The 18,087-nt window shown below is 43.3% G+C and carries 20 protein-coding genes; 18 read left to right on the forward strand and 2 right to left on the reverse strand.

Annotated features, from left to right (window positions below):
* Positions 1 to 18: 18 nt before the first annotated feature.
* From mnmG to GDZ68_RS06805, 6 genes are all read left to right on the forward strand, one after another.
* On the forward strand, positions 19 to 1,908 hold the full coding sequence (mnmG, locus tag GDZ68_RS06780) for a tRNA uridine-5-carboxymethylaminomethyl(34) synthesis enzyme MnmG (RefSeq protein WP_153721521.1): 1,890 nt from the start codon (positions 19 to 21) through the stop codon (positions 1,906 to 1,908).
* A 51-nt stretch (positions 1,909 to 1,959) separates the two neighbouring features.
* Entirely contained in the window at positions 1,960 to 2,679 is a 720-nt protein-coding gene (gene rsmG / locus GDZ68_RS06785; RefSeq protein WP_153721719.1) for a 16S rRNA (guanine(527)-N(7))-methyltransferase RsmG, read from the forward strand.
* 80 nt (positions 2,680 to 2,759) lie between these two features.
* The gene (gene noc, locus GDZ68_RS06790; protein WP_153721522.1) at positions 2,760 to 3,620 is read left to right on the forward strand and encodes a nucleoid occlusion protein; all 861 of its coding nucleotides are present in this window, start codon (positions 2,760 to 2,762) and stop codon (positions 3,618 to 3,620) included.
* Positions 3,621 to 4,545: 925 nt separating this feature from the next.
* Complete coding sequence (locus GDZ68_RS06795; protein WP_153721523.1) at positions 4,546 to 5,307, forward strand: ParA family protein; 762 nt, start codon at positions 4,546 to 4,548, stop codon at positions 5,305 to 5,307.
* Positions 5,300 to 6,130: a ParB/RepB/Spo0J family partition protein gene (locus tag GDZ68_RS06800; protein ID WP_153721524.1), complete on the forward strand. Its 831-nt coding sequence runs from the start codon at positions 5,300 to 5,302 to the stop codon at positions 6,128 to 6,130. The genes GDZ68_RS06795 and GDZ68_RS06800 overlap by 8 nt, the downstream gene beginning before the upstream one ends.
* 101 nt (positions 6,131 to 6,231) lie before the next feature.
* Positions 6,232 to 6,936, forward strand: a complete 705-nt coding sequence (locus GDZ68_RS06805) for a DUF554 domain-containing protein (protein WP_153721525.1) — start codon at positions 6,232 to 6,234, stop codon at positions 6,934 to 6,936.
* Here GDZ68_RS06805 and yyaC read toward each other — a convergent pair.
* Positions 6,847 to 7,488, reverse strand: a complete 642-nt coding sequence (gene yyaC / locus GDZ68_RS06810; RefSeq protein ID WP_153721526.1) for a spore protease YyaC — start codon at positions 7,486 to 7,488, stop codon at positions 6,847 to 6,849. The genes GDZ68_RS06805 and yyaC overlap by 90 nt on opposite strands.
* 122 nt (positions 7,489 to 7,610) lie before the next feature.
* Here yyaC and GDZ68_RS06815 point away from each other — a divergent pair, with 122 nt between their 5' ends.
* From GDZ68_RS06815 to GDZ68_RS06850, 8 genes are all read left to right on the forward strand, one after another.
* Entirely contained in the window at positions 7,611 to 8,567 is a 957-nt protein-coding gene (locus GDZ68_RS06815) for a mechanosensitive ion channel family protein (protein WP_153721527.1), read from the forward strand.
* Positions 8,548 to 8,745: a DUF951 domain-containing protein gene (locus tag GDZ68_RS06820; RefSeq protein WP_153721528.1), complete on the forward strand. Its 198-nt coding sequence runs from the start codon at positions 8,548 to 8,550 to the stop codon at positions 8,743 to 8,745. The genes GDZ68_RS06815 and GDZ68_RS06820 overlap by 20 nt, the downstream gene beginning before the upstream one ends.
* Before the next feature lie 93 nt (positions 8,746 to 8,838).
* A complete protein-coding gene (ychF, locus tag GDZ68_RS06825; protein ID WP_153721529.1) occupies positions 8,839 to 9,939 on the forward strand; it encodes a redox-regulated ATPase YchF in 1,101 nt (366 codons plus the stop codon).
* A 175-nt stretch (positions 9,940 to 10,114) separates the two neighbouring features.
* Positions 10,115 to 10,669, forward strand: coding sequence for an RNA polymerase sigma factor (locus tag GDZ68_RS06830; protein WP_153721530.1), 555 nt, complete (start codon positions 10,115 to 10,117; stop codon positions 10,667 to 10,669).
* The gene (locus GDZ68_RS06835) at positions 10,662 to 11,414 is read left to right on the forward strand and encodes a hypothetical protein (protein WP_153721531.1); all 753 of its coding nucleotides are present in this window, start codon (positions 10,662 to 10,664) and stop codon (positions 11,412 to 11,414) included. The genes GDZ68_RS06830 and GDZ68_RS06835 overlap by 8 nt, the downstream gene beginning before the upstream one ends.
* A 1-nt stretch (position 11,415) precedes the next feature.
* Complete coding sequence (locus GDZ68_RS06840; RefSeq protein ID WP_153721532.1) at positions 11,416 to 12,294, forward strand: ABC transporter ATP-binding protein; 879 nt, start codon at positions 11,416 to 11,418, stop codon at positions 12,292 to 12,294.
* Positions 12,291 to 13,538: a hypothetical protein gene (locus GDZ68_RS06845; protein WP_153721533.1), complete on the forward strand. Its 1,248-nt coding sequence runs from the start codon at positions 12,291 to 12,293 to the stop codon at positions 13,536 to 13,538. The genes GDZ68_RS06840 and GDZ68_RS06845 overlap by 4 nt, the downstream gene beginning before the upstream one ends.
* Before the next feature lie 10 nt (positions 13,539 to 13,548).
* Positions 13,549 to 14,676 (forward strand): ABC transporter permease subunit, encoded by a 1,128-nt coding sequence (locus tag GDZ68_RS06850; protein ID WP_153721534.1) that lies wholly within the window; start codon positions 13,549 to 13,551, stop codon positions 14,674 to 14,676.
* Between the two features lie 65 nt (positions 14,677 to 14,741).
* Here GDZ68_RS06850 and GDZ68_RS06855 read toward each other — a convergent pair whose 3' ends face one another.
* Positions 14,742 to 15,284: a DUF3267 domain-containing protein gene (locus GDZ68_RS06855; RefSeq protein WP_153721535.1), complete on the reverse strand. Its 543-nt coding sequence runs from the start codon at positions 15,282 to 15,284 to the stop codon at positions 14,742 to 14,744.
* Positions 15,285 to 15,439: 155 nt separating this feature from the next.
* Between GDZ68_RS06855 and rpsF the strand changes: the two genes are divergently transcribed.
* The 4 genes from rpsF to GDZ68_RS06875 all read left to right on the forward strand — a co-directional run bounded on the left by rpsF (position 15,440) and on the right by GDZ68_RS06875 (position 18,077).
* Positions 15,440 to 15,727 (forward strand): 30S ribosomal protein S6, encoded by a 288-nt coding sequence (gene rpsF / locus GDZ68_RS06860; RefSeq protein ID WP_153721536.1) that lies wholly within the window; start codon positions 15,440 to 15,442, stop codon positions 15,725 to 15,727.
* A 49-nt stretch (positions 15,728 to 15,776) separates the two neighbouring features.
* Positions 15,777 to 16,304: a single-stranded DNA-binding protein gene (gene ssb, locus GDZ68_RS06865; RefSeq protein ID WP_153721537.1), complete on the forward strand. Its 528-nt coding sequence runs from the start codon at positions 15,777 to 15,779 to the stop codon at positions 16,302 to 16,304.
* A 43-nt stretch (positions 16,305 to 16,347) separates the two neighbouring features.
* Positions 16,348 to 16,587, forward strand: coding sequence for a 30S ribosomal protein S18 (gene rpsR, locus GDZ68_RS06870; RefSeq protein ID WP_304625223.1), 240 nt, complete (start codon positions 16,348 to 16,350; stop codon positions 16,585 to 16,587).
* 551 nt (positions 16,588 to 17,138) lie between these two features.
* Positions 17,139 to 18,077 (forward strand): YybS family protein, encoded by a 939-nt coding sequence (locus GDZ68_RS06875; protein WP_153721539.1) that lies wholly within the window; start codon positions 17,139 to 17,141, stop codon positions 18,075 to 18,077.
* Positions 18,078 to 18,087 lie beyond the last annotated feature (10 nt).

Genomic DNA, 18,087 nt, shown 5'->3' on the forward strand with positions numbered 1-18,087 from the left:
TAGGAAGGATGAACGAACATGCCACAATTTGAAGCAGGCACGTTCGATTGTATCGTCATTGGTGCTGGACATGCCGGCGCAGAAGCTGCTTATGCTGCAGCGAAAATGGGCGCATCGACTTTAGTGTTAACAATGAATTTAGATATGATCGCTTTCATGCCGTGCAACCCGTCTCTCGGAGGTCCTGCAAAAGGAATCGTCGTGCGTGAAATTGACGCACTCGGCGGTGTGATGGCGAAAGTAATAGATAAAACGCATATTCAAATGCGTCTGTTGAATACAGGGAAAGGTCCGGCTGTCCGTGCACTGCGCGCGCAGGCCGACAAAGTGCTGTATCAGCAGGAAATGAAACGAGTGCTTGAAGAACAGCCGAATCTGACACTGCGTCAGGCGGTTGTCGAGCGATTAATTGTAGAGGACGATGAGGTAAAAGGTGTCGTAACGCAAATCGGTGCTATTTTCCGTGCGAAAACGGTTATCATCACAACGGGCACATTTTTACGCGGGGAAGTCATTATCGGCGACCTGAAGTATTCCAGCGGCCCGAATAATCAGATGCCTTCAATAAAGCTTGCAGATCACCTGCAGGAACTCGGCTTGAAGACGGTGCGCTTTAAAACAGGTACACCGCCGCGGATCAATGCCAATACGATTGATTACAGCAAAACAGAAATACAGCCGGGCGACGACGTACCGCGTTCATTCAGCTATGAAACGACGGAGTTCATCATGGATCAGCTGCCGTGCTGGCTGACATACACAACGCCTGAGACACACGAAATCATCAATGAAAATCTTCATTTGTCGCCGATGTATTCCGGCATGATTAAAGGGAAGGGGCCCAGCTACTGTCCTTCTATTGAAGATAAAATCGTCCGCTTTGCAGATAAATCCCGTCACCAGATTTTTCTGGAACCTGAAGGGCGCAATACGCGTGAAGTATATGTGCAGGGGCTTTCCACAAGTCTACCTGAACATGTGCAGCATCGTTTGATTGCCAGCGTTCCGGGACTTGAGAAAGCGGAAATGATGCGTGCTGGATATGCAATTGAGTATGATTCTGTCATTGCCACGCAGTTATGGCCGACACTGGAAACAAAGAAAATTAAAAACCTTTATACGGCCGGCCAAATTAACGGAACATCCGGTTATGAGGAAGCGGCTGCACAAGGATTGATGGCCGGAATTAATGCCGCGTGCAACGTTCTTGGAAAAGAGGAAGTTGTGTTGGCGCGCAGTGATGCGTATATCGGAGTGCTGGTCGATGACTTGGTCACGAAAGGCACAAGTGAGCCATACCGTTTACTGACTTCAAGAGCAGAATATCGTTTACTATTACGCCATGATAATGCAGATATGCGTTTGACGGAAATCGGCTATCAAAATGGCATGATCAGCGAAGAACGTCACGAAAAATTCTTGACGAAGAAAGCGCAGATCGAAGCAGAAATAGATAACCTTCGTAAAGTTTCCGTTAAACCAACTGAAGAAATTCAGGCTATCATCGCTGAATCAGGGGGCACAGCACTTCGTGAACCAATGAAAGCTGCCGATCTTTTGAAGCGGCCTGAAATGAAATACAGTGATTTGCGTAAAATCGTTCCTCCTCTTGAAGAAATGAATGAGGAAGTGGCGGAGCAAGTAGAAATTTTCATTAAGTATGAAGGATATATCGAAAAGTCCATGCAGCAAGTAGAACGAATGAAGAAGATGGAGAATAAGCGGATTCCGGAGCACATTGATTATGATGCGATTTCAGGAATTGCGAAAGAAGCGAAAGCGAATCTGAAAGCTGTACAGCCATTGTCGATTGCACAGGCTTCCCGTATTTCAGGTGTTAATCCTTCTGATATCTCCATCTTGCTGGTCTACATTGAGCAGGGGAAAATCGCAAAAGTATCCGGTTGAGTATATGACTGGCGCTTACAGGCGTCAGTCTTTTTGAAAAGGAATGAGAACATGACGGAAGAAGAGTTTTACGAAGCATTGAAGCAGAAAGGCATTGAATTGTCGGACGCACAGAAGCAGCAATTCAAGCGCTATTTTGAAGTGCTCGTAGAGTGGAATGAAAAAATGAATTTGACCGCGATCACTGACGCACCATCCGTTTATCTAAAGCATTTCTATGATTCGATCACTAGTTCATTCTACATGGATCTGACATCTGTCAAATCCGTTTGCGATGTGGGTGCAGGTGCAGGATTTCCAAGTATTCCATTGAAAATTTGCTATCCTCATCTCGAAGTGACGATTGTTGATTCATTGAATAAACGGATTACCTTCTTAAATCATCTGGCAAGTGAATTGAAATTGGAAAAGGTGGCTTTTGTTCATGCCAGGGCAGAAGAGTTTGGACGCAATCTGAAGTTTCGCGAACAGTTTGATTTAGTTACAGCCCGTGCGGTTGCGCGTCTATCCGTGCTATCTGAGTTATGCCTGCCATTAGTGAAGCAGGGCGGATTATTTGTTGCAATGAAAGGCGCGGCTGCCGCAGAAGAATTACAGGATGGTGCAAGAGCAGTAAAATTACTCGGTGCAGTATTGCAGGAAGAGCATGAATTTTTATTGCCGGTTGAAAATAGTGAACGGCATATTTTCATATTTGATAAGAAGAAACAAACTCCAAAAAAGTATCCGCGCAAAGCCGGGGTGCCTAATAAGACACCTATTACAGACTAAATTTGTAAAAGTGTTTCACGTGGAACAAAAAAAGAGATAGAATGGTAAGAGGGACTAGTTTCGAAAAGGTGGTGCAGGGGTTGAAAAATACTTTTTCGCGCTTTTTTGGTGGGGGAGAGAAGATGGGTGCTATAGAAGAAGAGGCCCATCAACTTGAAAAGGTAGAACAAATTGCAATTGACATGATTAAACCGAATCAATTCCAGCCGCGAACGATTTTTAGTGAGGAGAAAATTGAAGAACTCGCTAGAACCATTCATACGCATGGTGTGATTCAGCCAATTGTAATTCGTCAAATGGATGAAGAACAGTATGAAATCATTGCAGGAGAAAGAAGATACCGCGCCATGCGCAAGCTGGGCTGGTCAGAAGTTCCGGCAATCGTTCGAAATCTCAGCGATAAGGAAACAGCTTCAATTGCTTTGATTGAAAACTTGCAGCGTGAAGAACTGACTGCGATTGAGGAAGCCTATGCTTACGAAAATCTGCTGAAACTTCACGAACTGACGCAAGAAGCATTGGCTCAGCGATTAGGTAAAGGGCAGTCTACAATCGCTAATAAAATGCGTTTATTAAAGCTGCCTGAAGAAGTGCAGGACGCCATTTTACATCAGCAGATTTCCGAACGGCATGCGCGTGCTTTGCTGCCGTTGAAAGATGCTGTTCTTCAGTTAGAAGTAATGGAAGAAGCGAAGGCGAATCATTATAACGTCAAACAGCTTGAAGAACGAATCCAAGAAATTCTGCATCCCAGTGAAAAAGCGCAGCCTGCCAAGAAAAAAGCACCCCGTCGAAAAGCAGTCAGCAAAGATGTGCGAATTGCAGTGAATACACTGAGACAATCGCTTTCGCTCATGAGCAAAAGCGGGATTGACGTAGAATCGGAAGAAGTGGACTCAGAAGAATTCTACACAATCACAGTTAAAATACCTAAAAAGTAACGACTAAAAAACTCTTGCTGCGCAGCTGTAGCAAGAGTTTTGTTATATATCAATAGAGTTCGTCTAGTGAAGATGATAAAATGAATAAGAGAGTTAAAAATTTAGTCTAATAATTTTGAGTCTGCACCAAAATTTGATCATAACAATCTGTCACGTACGAAATGCGAAATTCGTGTTACAGTTTTAACCCGCCTCGGCGCTAGAGGATTGCCTTACGCTATGAGCCTACTGGCGAAGAGAGTGCATCACTGCCTTAATTTCTGCAAAGGACGCAGAAATACGGCAAAGCGAACCCTATGCCGTTCGCTTAGCAACGGCCGACCCCGCAGTTGCACCTTCGCTGGTGTTAGAGAAAGTATGTCATACTGCTCTTTTACAAAGTGTGGATTTAGTTAGTATGGTTTTCGTTTCTCGACTTTGTAAATTCATTGATCACAAGAATCTAAGCCTTTACAGAATGGTAGGCAGTGCATGCCTTACCTATAATAAAAATCTCAAATAGTATGCTCATACTGTCAATTACATGAAAAGTTTTGAAAAACCAGCCAGTGTACCGAAGTGGAAGGCAACCTAAGTACGCCGCGTCCTGCGGCAACGGTTGCATGACTCACTTCGTGTGAGCCCGCGGCTAAAAACACTCGGGGAGGATCAGCCCGATAGGATGAGACAACTAAAGGGAGCGAAGCGAAAGAAGGTGGCAGAAGGAACCCTGTATTGCCTTAATTTCTGCAAAGAGCGCAGAAATACGGCAAAGCGAACCCTTCGCTGTTCGCTTGGCTCACCGAGGGCCCTCCGGAACGCGTCCGCCTGGAACGCAGGGAAACGGTCTCCTCCCATTTCCCCTTTGGTGAAGACACTTAATTTTATAGTATATAGCGCACGTTAGGTTAAATAGAGAGAACTAAGAAGGAAAGCAGGTGCTAGAGTGGGTAAGATTATTGCCATAGCAAATCAAAAAGGAGGAGTCGGTAAAACGACGACTTCTGTAAACTTAAGCGCATGCCTTGCCCATATCGGCAAGAAAGTGCTTTTAATCGACTCTGATCCTCAAGGAAATGCGACAAGCGGAGTGGGTATTAATAAAGGAGATGTGCAGGACTGTATTTACAGTATCCTGATCGATGACGTGCCGGTAAAAGATGTGATACTCCAAACAGAAATTGAAAACTTAGAAATTGTCCCTGCAACCATATCTTTAGCAGGCGCTGAAATTGAACTGGTGTCGACAATTTCGCGGGAAGTGCGAATGAAACATGCTATTCAGGATATTAAGGATGAATACGACTATGTCATCATTGACTGTCCGCCTTCATTGGGACTGCTGACGTTAAATGCATTAACAGCGGCTGACTCGATTATTATTCCTGTGCAATGCGAGTATTACGCTTTAGAAGGACTTAGTCAGCTCCTCAGTACCATTCGTCTCGTTCAAAAACATCTGAATGATCAACTGTATATTGACGGTGTGTTGCTTACGATGTTCGATGCGCGTACAAATTTGGGGATCCAAGTCATTGAAGAGGTTAAAAAGTATTTCCAAGACAAAGTATATCGGACTATTATTCCCCGGAATGTCAGATTAAGCGAAGCACCCAGCCATGGAAAACCGATTATTATGTATGATATGCGTTCAAAGGGTGCGGAAGTCTATTTAGAGTTGGCAAAGGAAGTGGTGGAGAATGAGTAAAGGTCTAGGTAAAGGTCTGAATGCATTATTTCCTGGCGAGTCACTGGAAAAGGTAGAGCTTCTGCGGTTGAACAGCATCATTGTGAATCCTTATCAGCCTCGAAAAGAGTTTGATGACGCATCGCTTGCGGAATTAAGTGAATCCATTAAAGAACACGGTGTTTTACAGCCGATTATTGTGCGTAAAGCAGGAACACAGTACGAAATTGTCGTAGGGGAACGGCGCTACCGTGCTTCTAAACTAGCTGGGAAAAAGGAAGTACCGGCCGTCATCCGCGAATTGTCAGATGAACAGTCCATGGAAATGGCGATTTTGGAAAACTTGCAGCGAGAAGATTTGACACCGATTGAAGTGGCGGAAGCTTATCAGAAACTGATGGAAAACCTTCATCTGACACAGGAACAGCTTGCTTTCAGATTAGGCAAGAGCAGACCGCATATTGCGAATCATATACGGTTGCTTACGTTGCCCGAGCAAGTGAGAAAAGACATTTCCCAGGGGAAGTTAACGATGGGACATGGCCGAACATTGCTGGGACTGCGAAAAAAAGAACAAATTTTATTGATTGCTGAAAAGGTGAAGAAAGAACACTTGAATGTTCGCCAGTTGGAAAGACTGGTTCAGCAATTAAACGAAGATGTTCCACGTGAAACAAAAAAAGAACCAAAGAAAGACGTCTTCATTGCAGCTCAGGAAACTACGCTGCGTGAACAGTTCGGAACGAATGTTACGATCAAAAAGACGAAAAACAAAGGGAAAATCGAAATTGAGTTTTTCTCGGATGAGGATTTCGAAAGAATACTTGAATTATTGAATGATTAATTGGATGTAACTGCCTATTTTGCAAAACAGCAAAATAGGTTTTGTCTGTATACAGATAAAAGCCTCTGGCGGAATCTTGAAAAGAACATGGACGTGACGGTATGGTGTTATTTGGTTCTTTATTTAATGTGTTGACGATAATACTCGGTACATTGATTGGCCGCTTTTTGCACGGAATTCCCGAGCGGATGAAAGAGACGATCATGTATGGTATTGGGCTGGCTGTTGTCGCAATCGGTCTGCAGATGACATTTGCAACAACGCAGATTGTCATCGTGATTGTCAGTATAGTTATTGGCGCGATCATTGGAGAATGGATGAATCTTGATGGTAAGATTAATCTGCTTGGCCAATGGATAGAAGGGAAACTTCCTGCGAAAAAGGAAGGGCCGGGTATAGCGCAGGGATTCGTTACCGCTACGCTCATATTCTGTGTAGGCTCCATGGCGATCATCGGAGCGATTGACAGTGGCTTGCGAAATGACCACAATGTGCTGGTGATGAAAGGCATACTGGATGGATTCACTTCCATCATCTTAAGTTCGACACTTGGAATTGGTGTGGCGTTTTCTGCTGTACCGTTATTCTTATATCAAGGAAGTATTACGTTTCTGGCTTCAATTATCAGCCGTTTTGTGCCGGATGATCTGCTGCAGTTCTTTATTTCTGAAATGACAGCTACCGGCGGTTTAATGATTGCAGCGATTGGCTTGAATTTAATCGGCTTGACGAAAATCAGGATAGCGAACTTCATTCCGGGAATCGCCGTAGTGGCGGTTGCCGTGACGATTGTCTATGCTTTCTGACTTCTGACGGTGATGGGCAAGCTGCAGGGCTCTGCCGATGATCCGGCTCATTTCGAATGGCAGATGCAGCCGTGTGCTTTGCAGGACTGCCTGCTCCATAAAGCCCGCAATATTGACGATTCCTTTAATCGAGACATCACCGACAGGCGGCAGTTCTTTACCTACTGCTTTACCTGGAGAAATCGGCCCGCTATGGAACAATAGATCCCCGACTGCGTCCCTTTTACTGAGGCAGGCATCTATGGCTACGGCAAAAGCGTCTGGATGTAAAACGGTTGTCTGTTCTGTGCGCTGCTTTAGATTTAAAGCATGCAGCGGCTCCTGCAATGTACCGATGACCGGGTAAGGGAACAGACTTAATTCGGATAAATAGGAACCGGTCAGAGGGCCGAGTGAATCACCTGTGGAACGGTCCGTGCCAATGCAGTAGAAGACGATTGGCTGCTGTTTGAACGGGATATGTTCCAGAAAGTAAGAACTTAATTTCCATGTGACACCGGACTCTTTATAGGGTATTCGGTAATGATAAGAAGAAGGCTCAGCAATATACATAGGGAAACACCAGTCCTTTATGAATTTTTATATGAAGTACGGTGAACAATGAAGGTCAGTGCGTATTGCTGTGAAGTATAGCCTCAGGGGGTGAGGTTTATACGAAAGGAGGATTTCTTTCCATGACAGTACCTGCAAAAGCAGACGTGAAAGAAAATCTGGAAGGCGTGGAAGAGAAGCTGAAGGATGTAGTAGACCAAACCGCTAAACATGCAAACGATACAATATTTGATACAGCATTTTGGCTGGATACCGGACTTTTTGTGTTTAAAATTATTATGATCGTTGTTGTGGCGGGTATTATGGTAAAAGTTGGACAAGTGATGATCCGGCGGTTTTTTGCCATAAAACTGAAAAGCCCGACGCAAAAATCTGATCGGCGTGAAAAAACGTTGATTAAGCTGCTGGAGAATACGCTGAAATATGTCGTGTATTTTTCTGCCATCCTGGCTATCCTGACAGAGTTTGAAATTGATGTAAAAGGACTGCTGGCTGGTGCCGGGGTCCTCGGTCTTGCTGTCGGTTTCGGTGCACAGAGTTTAGTGAAAGATGTGATTTCTGGGTTTTTCATTATTTTTGAAGATCAATTCGGCGTCGGAGACTATGTGCGAATTAACGCGGCAGAAGGAACTGTGACGGAAATTGGTCTGCGCACGACGAAAATAGCTTTGTTCGGAGGCGAACTGTATACGGTGCCGAACGGTCAGATCGGTGAGGTCATTAACTTTTCCGTGACGAATTCGCTCGTACTGTTGGATATCGGTGTGTCATACGAGACGGATATCGATCATGCCGAAGAGCTGATTAAAGAGTTTTTGAAGAATCTGCCCAAGGAACGTTACAGTCAGGTAATAGGGATTCCCGAGGTGCTCGGTGTGCAGAATATTGAGCCTTCGCGGATTGTACTGCGGATCATGGCTGAAACGGAGCCGGTTGCAAACTTTGGAGTCGGACGTAAATTGAGACAGGATTTGAAGAAGTTCATGGACCAGAACGGGATTGAAATGCCTTATCCGAGAATGGTTCTGTACGAAGAAAAGAAGAGAGGGGATTCAGGAGATGGCGGAGAAAGAATTTAATTTGCATGACGTAGTGGAAATGAAAAAGCAGCACCCTTGCGGCAACAATGCATGGAAGATCATCCGCATGGGTGCCGATATCCGAATTAAATGTGAGGGCTGCGGCCACAGCGTCATGATTCCTCGCAATGAATTTGCCAAGAAGATGAAAAAAGTGCTGCTGAAGAACGAGTCTTGAGAACAAATAGACATTCAGTCAACTTGTCCTTATAATGAAATGGTTGACCAACGAATAATGAAGGTTTGAATAGATGAGAAAGGTGTGGGAAGAATGGCGTTAACAGCTGGGATTGTAGGTCTTCCGAACGTGGGAAAATCAACATTATTTAATGCAATAACGAAAGCGGGAGCCGAGGCGGCAAATTACCCGTTCTGTACGATTGATCCGAACGTCGGGATCGTGGAAGTGCCGGATGAGCGTTTAGATAAGCTGACAGAGCTTGTTGTGCCGAAGAAGACCGTGCCGACTGCATTTGAATTTACAGATATTGCAGGAATTGTAGAAGGCGCGAGTAAAGGGGAAGGACTTGGAAATAAGTTTCTTTCACATATTCGTGAAGTAGATGCAATTTGTCAGGTCGTCCGCTGTTTCGTGGATGAAAATATTACACATGTAGCCGGCAAAGTAAGTCCGATTGATGACATTGAAATCATTAATCTCGAATTGATTCTGGCAGATATGGAAAGCGTGGACAAGCGATTGGCACGTGTGTCCAAGATGGCGAAGCAGAAAGATAAAGCAGCGATGATTGAAGAGCCGGTTCTATTGAAGTTAAAAGAAGGGTTTGAAAATGAATTGGCTGCGCGTTCTGTTGACCTGACAGATGATGAGTACCAGGTCGTCAAAGGCATGCATTTATTGACGATCAAGCCGATGCTTTATGTGGCGAATGTATCAGAAGATGAAATTGCGGATGCTGATAATAATCCATATGTACAGCAGGTTCGTGACTTTGCAGAGAAGGACAATGCAGAAGTGATTGTCGTCTGTGCGAAGATTGAAGAAGAGATGGCAGAGCTTGAAGATGACGAGAAGGAGATGTTCCTTGAAGAACTCGGCATCAAAGAATCAGGTCTTGACCAACTGATCAAAGCGACATACAATTTGCTTGGTCTGGCAACATACTTCACAGCAGGTGTGCAGGAAGTACGTGCATGGACGTTCATTAAAGGCATGAAAGCGCCTCAGTGTGCGGGTGTCATCCATACTGATTTCGAACGCGGATTCATCCGTGCGGAAACGGTGGCCTATGATGATTTAGTAGAGAACGGTTCGATGGCGGCAGCAAAAGAAGCCGGCAAAGTCCGTTTGGAAGGTAAAGAATACATCGTGAAAGACGGCGACGTTATGCTGTTCCGTTTTAACGTGTAATTGCAAAGTTGAAAAGCTGTTTCCTCGTTATGATGGGGAAGCAGTTTTTTTTGCGTTCAATAGGTACTTACATGGCAATAGAAAAATAAATTTACCAATATGCAAACTTTTTTCGGATGGCTTACGAATATACTTAAGAGAACAAAAGTGAATGAAGCAAGTAGGTGGCGTCTGAATGGATCAAGAGAAGAAGTGGATTAAACAGCTTCAAAAAAATATAAAAGCATCCGCTGCGAATGATCTTGTAGCAAAATACTATAAAGAAATCTATGCGTTTAGTTATAAGCAGACGCTGGATGTCGAGTTGTCTCTTGATTTGACACAGGATATTTTTATGGGTGCGCTCCAGTCCATTCATCAATACAATGATAAAAAAGCATCGTTTCGAACGTGGTTGTATAAGATTGCATCGAATCGTCTGGTAGATTATTACCGGTCGAAAAGTTATCGGTATGCACAGCTTACACAGCCGATGGAGGATGACCAATTCGAAGATGAATATGATATGACTCTTTCTTTGGAATATAAAGAGGACTATGCGCGTGCGGCTGCATACATAAACAAACTGGATGCCCGTTCTCAACAAGTCGTTCGTCTCAAACTATTTGGGGAGTACACATTGCAGGAAATTGCGGAAATCGAAGACCTCCCGTTGTCGACAGCGAAAACGAGATATTATACGGCTCTACGGTGGATTCGGTCAAAAATGGAGGCAGATCATCTTGAATAAAGATAAGTTTCAGGTACCAGAGTTGGATGAACATTTGATGCAAACACAGATAAAACAAATTGTAGAACAAAGTGTTTTCGCCAGACCTGCGTTTTCTCGTCAGATGGCTGCAATGTACTCACAAATCAGCATACGGCAGATATTTGCAGATCGAAAGGAATTAAGCCTCGTTTTCTTAATTGGAATGTTTTTGTTTGGCTGGTTGTTTTCCATGCAGCACCACTTAGAGAGTGAGGCAGTCTATACTGGACTGTTTCTCATATCACCTGTTTTATTTCTTGGGTTTTCCTTATATAGCTATTGGACAAGAGTGGAAAAGGATACGTATGAAGTCGAAATGGCTTGTAAGTTTAACGTTTATCAACTCATGGCATTTAGGATGCTGGCCTTTAGTGTGCTGTCCATCTTAGTCAATAGTTTATTCATAACTTTAGTTGCACAAGTTCATCCGAATATTCATTTCATTCGGGCATTGATGATTTCCTTAACTTCATTGTTTATTTTCTCGAATCTGTTTTTATGGACTTTGATGAAGCGACACTCGCTTGTAACTACTGCAGCTATGGTGTTTGGTTGGATCTTTTCGAATCTTCTGCTCCACTATGGAATGGGCTCATTATACGGTGAGCTGCTTGTGCAGATCCCCATAGTTATCTATGTGCTTGTTCTGCTTGGCAGTTTGTATGTATATGGTGGCCTGCTGAAAAAATATTTTGATTTACGACAAATGAAAGGAGCTGTTTAACGTGTTAGTGGTAAAAGAGGTTTCAAAACAATATGGAGATTTTACTGCCTTGCGAGATATACAGTTGGAATTTGAAACAGGACTCTATGGCTTGCTGGCTCCGAATGGTGCAGGCAAAACAACGCTCATTAAAATGCTGGCGACTTTACTATATCCAACAAAAGGAGAAGTTCTCTATAACGGCAACAATATTATCGATATGGACAGCAGTTATCGGGAACTGCTCGGCTACTTACCGCAGCAATTTGGCTATTACAAGAACTATTCGCCTAAGCAGTATTTACTTTATTTATCCGCCTTGAAGGGAATAAGCAAAAAAGAAGCATTACCTAAAATTATAGAACTGCTCGATAAGGTAGCACTTGGCGATGTCGTGAATAAAAAGATGAAAAAATTTTCGGGCGGGATGGTCCAGAGGGTCGGCATTGCACAGGCTTTGCTCAATGATCCGAAGATCTTGATTTTGGATGAACCGACTGCCGGCCTTGATCCAAAAGAGAGAGCAAGATTTCGAAATTTGCTGACCGATCTGGCTCGTTCGCGGCTTGTCATAGTTTCCACCCATATTGTATCGGATATTGAATCCATTGCAAATGAAATTATCATGATTAAAAACCAGCAGATTCTTTACAAAGATTCGGTAGAAACTATTTGTGGAACATTGGATGGAGCAGTTTTTGAAACATCAATGGAATTCGAACAGCTGGAATCCTTCCGTCAAGATCATGTATTGCTTTCTGAAAAGCAGGAGTACGGAAAAATGATTGTCCGATTTATTCATAAAGAAACTCCACTCGTTGATTGGCTGCCTGTACAGCCGCAGCTAGAAGATGTTTTTCTGTATGAATACCGGGATGAAACAAACGGAACAGTGCAATGAGGATTTTATTGTATGAGTGCAGGAAAGTAATACAATCGCCAATTTTCTTAGGACTGTTTCTCCTATTTTCTGTTTATAACATTTATCTGATCGTCAGTTCATCAGATCATAAAGAAGAGTTGAAAATAGTCAACGAACTGATTGATACATATGGACGTGATATTTCAGACACTTCACTTGCACAGTTGGATCAGGATATTCAGCAGGAAATGACCCAGTTGAAACGCAGTGCAGGACTGGAATTCCAAAGCGTACATGAACTCTTAGAAAATATGTCGTTAGAAGAACAAGAAGCATACAGCCAGGAACACTGGAATCAAATTCAGCAGCTTGCAGTAAAAGAAATGTATTTCAATACAGCCCGTTCAATAGATGAGAGCTATGCAGGAATTGACATTCAGGCAACAGGAGAAGGAGAAGTGAGAATGTACGGGCTCAGCGGCTCGTCAGCGTCCTATCTTTTGCAGGAATATGAGAAACTGGATAAACGTTTTGAAGAGCTAGTGAAAAATGGAGAGCAGAAGCAATGGTTTTTTGCGGGCAAAGCCTACTTCATGCATAGCTTTCTTTTTCAAACGGTTTTCAGGCATATCATCATTGAATCGTTGCTGCTGATTGTCCTAGCAACAGCTTTAATTACCGCGTATGAATTTGAACAAAAAACACAGCTGCTTACATTTTCGACGAAGCGTGGAAGGAAGTTGATGAAAGATAAATTTTCTGCTTCCATAGCCATTGCAGTTGCCACGATGATTTTATTACTCGGCATCACCTTGGGTACTTTTTTTATTGTATTTGATTATTCGCATGTATGGTCAACTTCCATTAGCAGTGCATTCAACTGGGAATATAATTTTCCTTATATTGCTTGGTGGGATATATCGGTGGGAACATTTTTATGGCTGGCGGCTGGCATGGTCTTGGCGGGGGGGCTACTCATGTCTTGTTTGACATTTGCGTTGGCTACCGTAGTGAAAAATAGTTACATCGCTTTTGCAGGCATCGCCCTCTTTTTTGTGGCTGTTTTGCTATTGCCGAGTTTTATGTCCAAATCGTCTATTCTGTTTTTCATTACAGGCTATAATCTTTCTCAATTATTGCTCGGAATCTCTAACTCGTTTATGGGAGGCGGTCTGACTGGTTCTCGAAATTACGAATGGCTGACAGTCAGCTGCTGGACGCTGATTGCAGCAGGAATTTGCTTCGCAGCATATAGAAGATTTACTAAAACGGATATAGGGTAGGTGATAGGCGATGCGAATGATTTTGAATGAAATGAAGAAAATTTTAACGTGGAGAATGCTGACGTTTTTGCTTCTTGTCAATACTGTTTTGTATTTTTTATTAATAAGTTTTGACATTGAATATTTTCCGAATGGCAGACCAGCACTTGACGGATACCGTCTGGGCATAGAAATGATAGAAGAATATGGTGTGAAGATGGATGAAGAAGACATGCTGGATTTCAGCCGGCAGTATAAATCGCTAAAAAAGGAAGCAGATGAGTATTTGCAGGCGCGTCCTGAATTTGCAGCTGCCGGCTTGGAGAATTATGAGAAGCTTATAACTTCTGATTGGAATAACGAGGAGCAACAGAAGTTGAGTAATCAAATATTTCATGAAGAGCAGGTAGATCTTTTTTGGGAACTGCAGGAGAGGTCACGGCTCATGGAATTTCATGACATGAAAGAAATGATAGGGTTTGAGGCGAATGCTTTGCAACAAAAACGTTTTGACGAATTACTCGCTGAAGGAAAGTATCAAGCATATTCAGAAGTAGTCATCCAAAATTTTAAAGACTTTATTGTCCATGTCGGAATTACGGTCTTATTCAGCGTCGTACTTCTCATTTCACCATTCATATTAAAAGATCGAACAAGGCGGCTGCTTGATCTGCAATACACGGCAAAAGTCGGCAGAAATCTCTATAAAACAAAATTAATTGCCGGCATTCTTTCCGCAGGGATGGTCATCACGGTGCTGTTGGCTTTCTATTTCAGCTTATACGCACAAAATGGCACTTCACCATATTTTGGATTAGGAGTGAATGCATTCATTGCGAACCTGACTTGGTATGATCCAACTTTTTTACAGTATATTTGGCTGTGCATCTTGGCGATTTACGTCATCGGAATAATTTTTACGATGCTGGCAATGACTGTTTCAAGTGTTGTACCTAATTTCGTCACATTGATTGGTATTCAAATACCTTTACTATTTGTGATGCTTCTAGTGGGATTCAAAATATTGTTGAGTCACATTATTTCTGTGCAATCTCCACAATGGCTCGTTCCATGTTTGTATGGCTTATTGAGTATTGTGAGTGCCGGTCTTCTAATTTATTTGATTAGGCGAGAAAAACTCAGGGATATTTTGGAGTGAACCAGAAATTACTGCTATGTACAGATGAAGAGCTGTTTCCTCGTTGAATGGGGAAACAGCTCTTTTCATTCCCCAGGATAAATATAAAGCTTCGGCAGTTCAGGATCGTCTTTCACCATCGACTCATCCGGAAACTTCTTGAGTTCTTTATACATCGCAAAATCACCGGCCGCCCCGCCGATCAGCAGTGCACCAAGCGTCAGAAGAACACCGTCACCGATATAAAGTGCAATGACGGCAGGCAGGATTCCTGTCATCCAGAACGGCAGCAGCAACGCTTTGCGGATCCCTTTATTGTCCATCAGCTGGTCTGCCGTGGCGTAGGCAATCCCCATTTTCAGATTCACGCCATAGTCCATGTTCTTCCAAGGAACATTACAGAAAATACGGAAGCCGAGCAAATGGAAAAACTCATGAACCACAATTAAAACGAGATAACCGATAAACCCATAAAGCAGATACCAAAATGAAAATGTCAGATGCAGTCCGCCATCCAAGAAGAAGCGGATCAGGAAGAGCGTCAAAAGCGGAAGGACAGTCAGCCAGATGCTTTCCTTCGCCACTTTCTGTAAATCTAATTCCACAATGACAGGCCTTTGTTCTTCCATATGAATTCACTCCTTAATTCATTCAGTATAGTATATTCAGGGTTGATGTTCCAATCAGGATATGATAATATATACTGATGTGAGTAATAGTAAAATTACTTACTCCTTGCCCGCTTGAAAAAGCAGGGCCCAAGTCCATAAGGAGGTGACTATTGATGAGAAAGTACGAAATTATGTACATTATGCGCCCAACTCTTGAAGATGACGCGAAAAAAGCGTTGATTGAACGTTTTGACACTGTCCTAACTTCAAACGGTGGGGAAATCATCGAGTCGAAAGAGTGGGGCAAGCGCCGTCTTGCATACGAAATCGACGACCTGCGTGAAGGTTACTACCAGTTAGTAACACTTAACTCTGGTGCTGAAGCAATCGATGAATTTACACGTTTAGCGAATATCAATGAAGGTATCATCCGTCATATGGTAACTCGCGTTGACGCGTAAGCTGATATAAATTACTGAATTCTAAATGATGAGGGAGGTTTGATTCTGAATGATAAACCGTGTCGTTTTAGTTGGTCGATTAACGAAAGATCCTGAGCTGAAGTATACACAGAGTGGTATTGCTGTGACTCGATTTACACTGGCAGTGAACCGTGCGTTCTCTAACCAGCAGGGTGAACGGGAAGCAGATTTTATCAGCTGTGTAGCTTGGCGTAAACAGGCTGAGAACATCGCGAATTACTTACGAAAAGGAAGTCTTGCCGGAGTAGATGGCCGTATTCAGACGGGCAGCTTTGAAGGACAGGACGGTAAGCGTGTTTACACGACAGAAGTTGTTGCGGACAGTACCCAGTTCCTTGAGCCGCGCAGTGCAAATGCAAATCAAGAGCGGCAGCCGTCACCGTCTTACGGTGGAGGAGCGCCATCTTATAATAACGCACCTGCACAAGATCAAGGACAGGGCTACAATCAGCAATCCTACCAACCAAGTCAGCAAAATATGACGCGTGTCGACAATGATCCATTCCAGCCGGGCGGCGGTCCAATCGAAGTAACAGATGACGACTTGCCATTCTGATTGAAATAGATTTACGATTACGCAAACAGGAAGGAGGACAACAATTATGGCACCACGTCGTGGAGGTCGCAAACGCCGTAAAGTTTGCTATTTCACTTCTAACAACATTACACACATCGACTATAAAGATGTAGATTTGTTGAAGAAGTTTATCTCTGAGCGCGGAAAGATGTTGCCTCGTCGAGTTACTGGTACAAGCGCTAAATACCAACGTAAATTGACGATCGCAATCAAACGTGCACGCATCATGGCACTTCTTCCGTTCGTAGCTGAAGAGCGGTAATATAGGAACCGTCGCTGACATTTTAGTCAGTGGCGGTTTTTTTATTTAAATGAAAATGATCATACAACTACCCGCAATGATCATACACACAGCATCCGCGCTCAAACGGCTTGGCCAGCCGCTCATTCAGCACGTCCGCATGATCATAGAGGCATTACATGTGATCATTGACTATCGTTTCGTGATCATAGAACAAATGAAATCACCGGCCGCGCGCGTAACCCGGGTTTCCGCGCGCCAAACTCCGTCGCTGACGAACCAAAACACCACGCGTCCACACCAATCATAGTCTCAGTTCCTCCTATCAGACAGCTTGTCTGTGAAATGACAGCAGCAGACAGCACATTCTCAGCAGTTTAGAAAGTAGATGATTATTTGCCATTTAATTGGAATAATATACTGTCTCTACTTTTGTTTTCAGACCGAATCGTGATACAATTAGAAAGATGATATTAAAATTATTAGAGTGGTCAGAAACACTTCTTCTATCCGGAAGTATTTTTTGTTTTTCCTGACGGCAGAAGCTGTAAATGAATTGAGGCGTGAACTTTATGCATGATCAAGCAAGAAAAATAACGCATGGTGCCATGATGATTGCACTGTTCGCTATATTACTGGCACTTACGCTGTATGTGCCGATTTTTATTATTGTGACAGTACCGATGCTTCCTTTACCTGTCACTCTGTACCGTTTGCGCTATGACCGGACTTCAACATTTGCAGTGATGGCGGCTATTGTTCTCATCAGCCTGATTATCGGCGGACCACTGTCTGTTCCGACAGCTATTGTAATGGCTTTGATCGGCTTAATTATTGGCGACACCATCCGCACAGGCAAATCAAAGCTCTACATATTCATGGCGACAGGATTGACGCTGCTGATTTCGCTCACTGTACTTTATCTCGGGACGGTCTGGTTAGTTAAAGTGAATCCCGTTGAACAGTTTATGGCAAGCTTTGGAACTGTGCAGCAGGAAGTGTTAAAGACCCTGTCAGATATGGGCAGTTCAACAAGAGATGTAGAAAAGATGGTAGCTGAATCAATTGCTTATTATCAAACGGTCGTTCCATCGCTGTTTATATTAGCTGTTTTTATCATGGGCTATCTGTTTGTCATGCCGATTATGGCAATTGCTGCCCGATTACATTTTGAAGTGCCGAAGTTTGCTTCATTTACGAACATGCGTCTTCCATTTGCAACAGTTGCGGTTTATATGGTGCTGCTATTGGTTTCTATTCTCACTCAGGCAGAGCAGGGAACTACATTCTATCTCATGGAAGCAAATGCCATTCTCATCTTTAGATTCTTATTCTTCATGCAAGGTTTGGCGCTGATCTATTTTGCACTGCAAACGATGAAGATTTCAGGAATTGTCAAAGTACCGGCCACACTGCTTGCGATGTTCCTCAGTCCGTTCACTGTCATGCTCGGTGTGATCGATATCGCTATCAATGTACGTGCTTGGATAGCGAAAGACAAGAGAGGGTAGGAGATGAAAT

Source organism: Sporosarcina cascadiensis, assembly GCF_009650995.1.
Lineage (GTDB): Bacteria > Bacillota > Bacilli > Bacillales_A > Planococcaceae > Sporosarcina > Sporosarcina cascadiensis.

Bases quoted from the DNA above. Each gene is read 5' to 3' on its own strand.
- yyaC (WP_153721526.1), bottom strand. From the start codon at position 7,488: ATGTATATTGCTGAGCCTTCTTCTTATCATTACCGAATACCCTATAAA.
- mnmG (WP_153721521.1), top strand. From the start codon at position 19: ATGCCACAATTTGAAGCAGGCACGTTCGATTGTATCGTCATTGGTGCT.
- GDZ68_RS06845 (WP_153721533.1), top strand. From the start codon at position 12,291: ATGAGGATTTTATTGTATGAGTGCAGGAAAGTAATACAATCGCCAATT.
- ssb (WP_153721537.1), top strand. From the start codon at position 15,777: ATGATAAACCGTGTCGTTTTAGTTGGTCGATTAACGAAAGATCCTGAG.
- GDZ68_RS06805 (WP_153721525.1), top strand. From the start codon at position 6,232: ATGGTGTTATTTGGTTCTTTATTTAATGTGTTGACGATAATACTCGGT.
- ychF (WP_153721529.1), top strand. From the start codon at position 8,839: ATGGCGTTAACAGCTGGGATTGTAGGTCTTCCGAACGTGGGAAAATCA.
- GDZ68_RS06850 (WP_153721534.1), top strand. From the start codon at position 13,549: ATGCGAATGATTTTGAATGAAATGAAGAAAATTTTAACGTGGAGAATG.
- GDZ68_RS06820 (WP_153721528.1), top strand. From the start codon at position 8,548: ATGGCGGAGAAAGAATTTAATTTGCATGACGTAGTGGAAATGAAAAAG.
- GDZ68_RS06815 (WP_153721527.1), top strand. From the start codon at position 7,611: ATGACAGTACCTGCAAAAGCAGACGTGAAAGAAAATCTGGAAGGCGTG.
- rsmG (WP_153721719.1), top strand. From the start codon at position 1,960: ATGACGGAAGAAGAGTTTTACGAAGCATTGAAGCAGAAAGGCATTGAA.
- GDZ68_RS06830 (WP_153721530.1), top strand. From the start codon at position 10,115: ATGGATCAAGAGAAGAAGTGGATTAAACAGCTTCAAAAAAATATAAAA.
- rpsF (WP_153721536.1), top strand. From the start codon at position 15,440: ATGAGAAAGTACGAAATTATGTACATTATGCGCCCAACTCTTGAAGAT.
- GDZ68_RS06855 (WP_153721535.1), bottom strand. From the start codon at position 15,284: ATGGAAGAACAAAGGCCTGTCATTGTGGAATTAGATTTACAGAAAGTG.
- GDZ68_RS06800 (WP_153721524.1), top strand. From the start codon at position 5,300: ATGAGTAAAGGTCTAGGTAAAGGTCTGAATGCATTATTTCCTGGCGAG.
- GDZ68_RS06875 (WP_153721539.1), top strand. From the start codon at position 17,139: ATGCATGATCAAGCAAGAAAAATAACGCATGGTGCCATGATGATTGCA.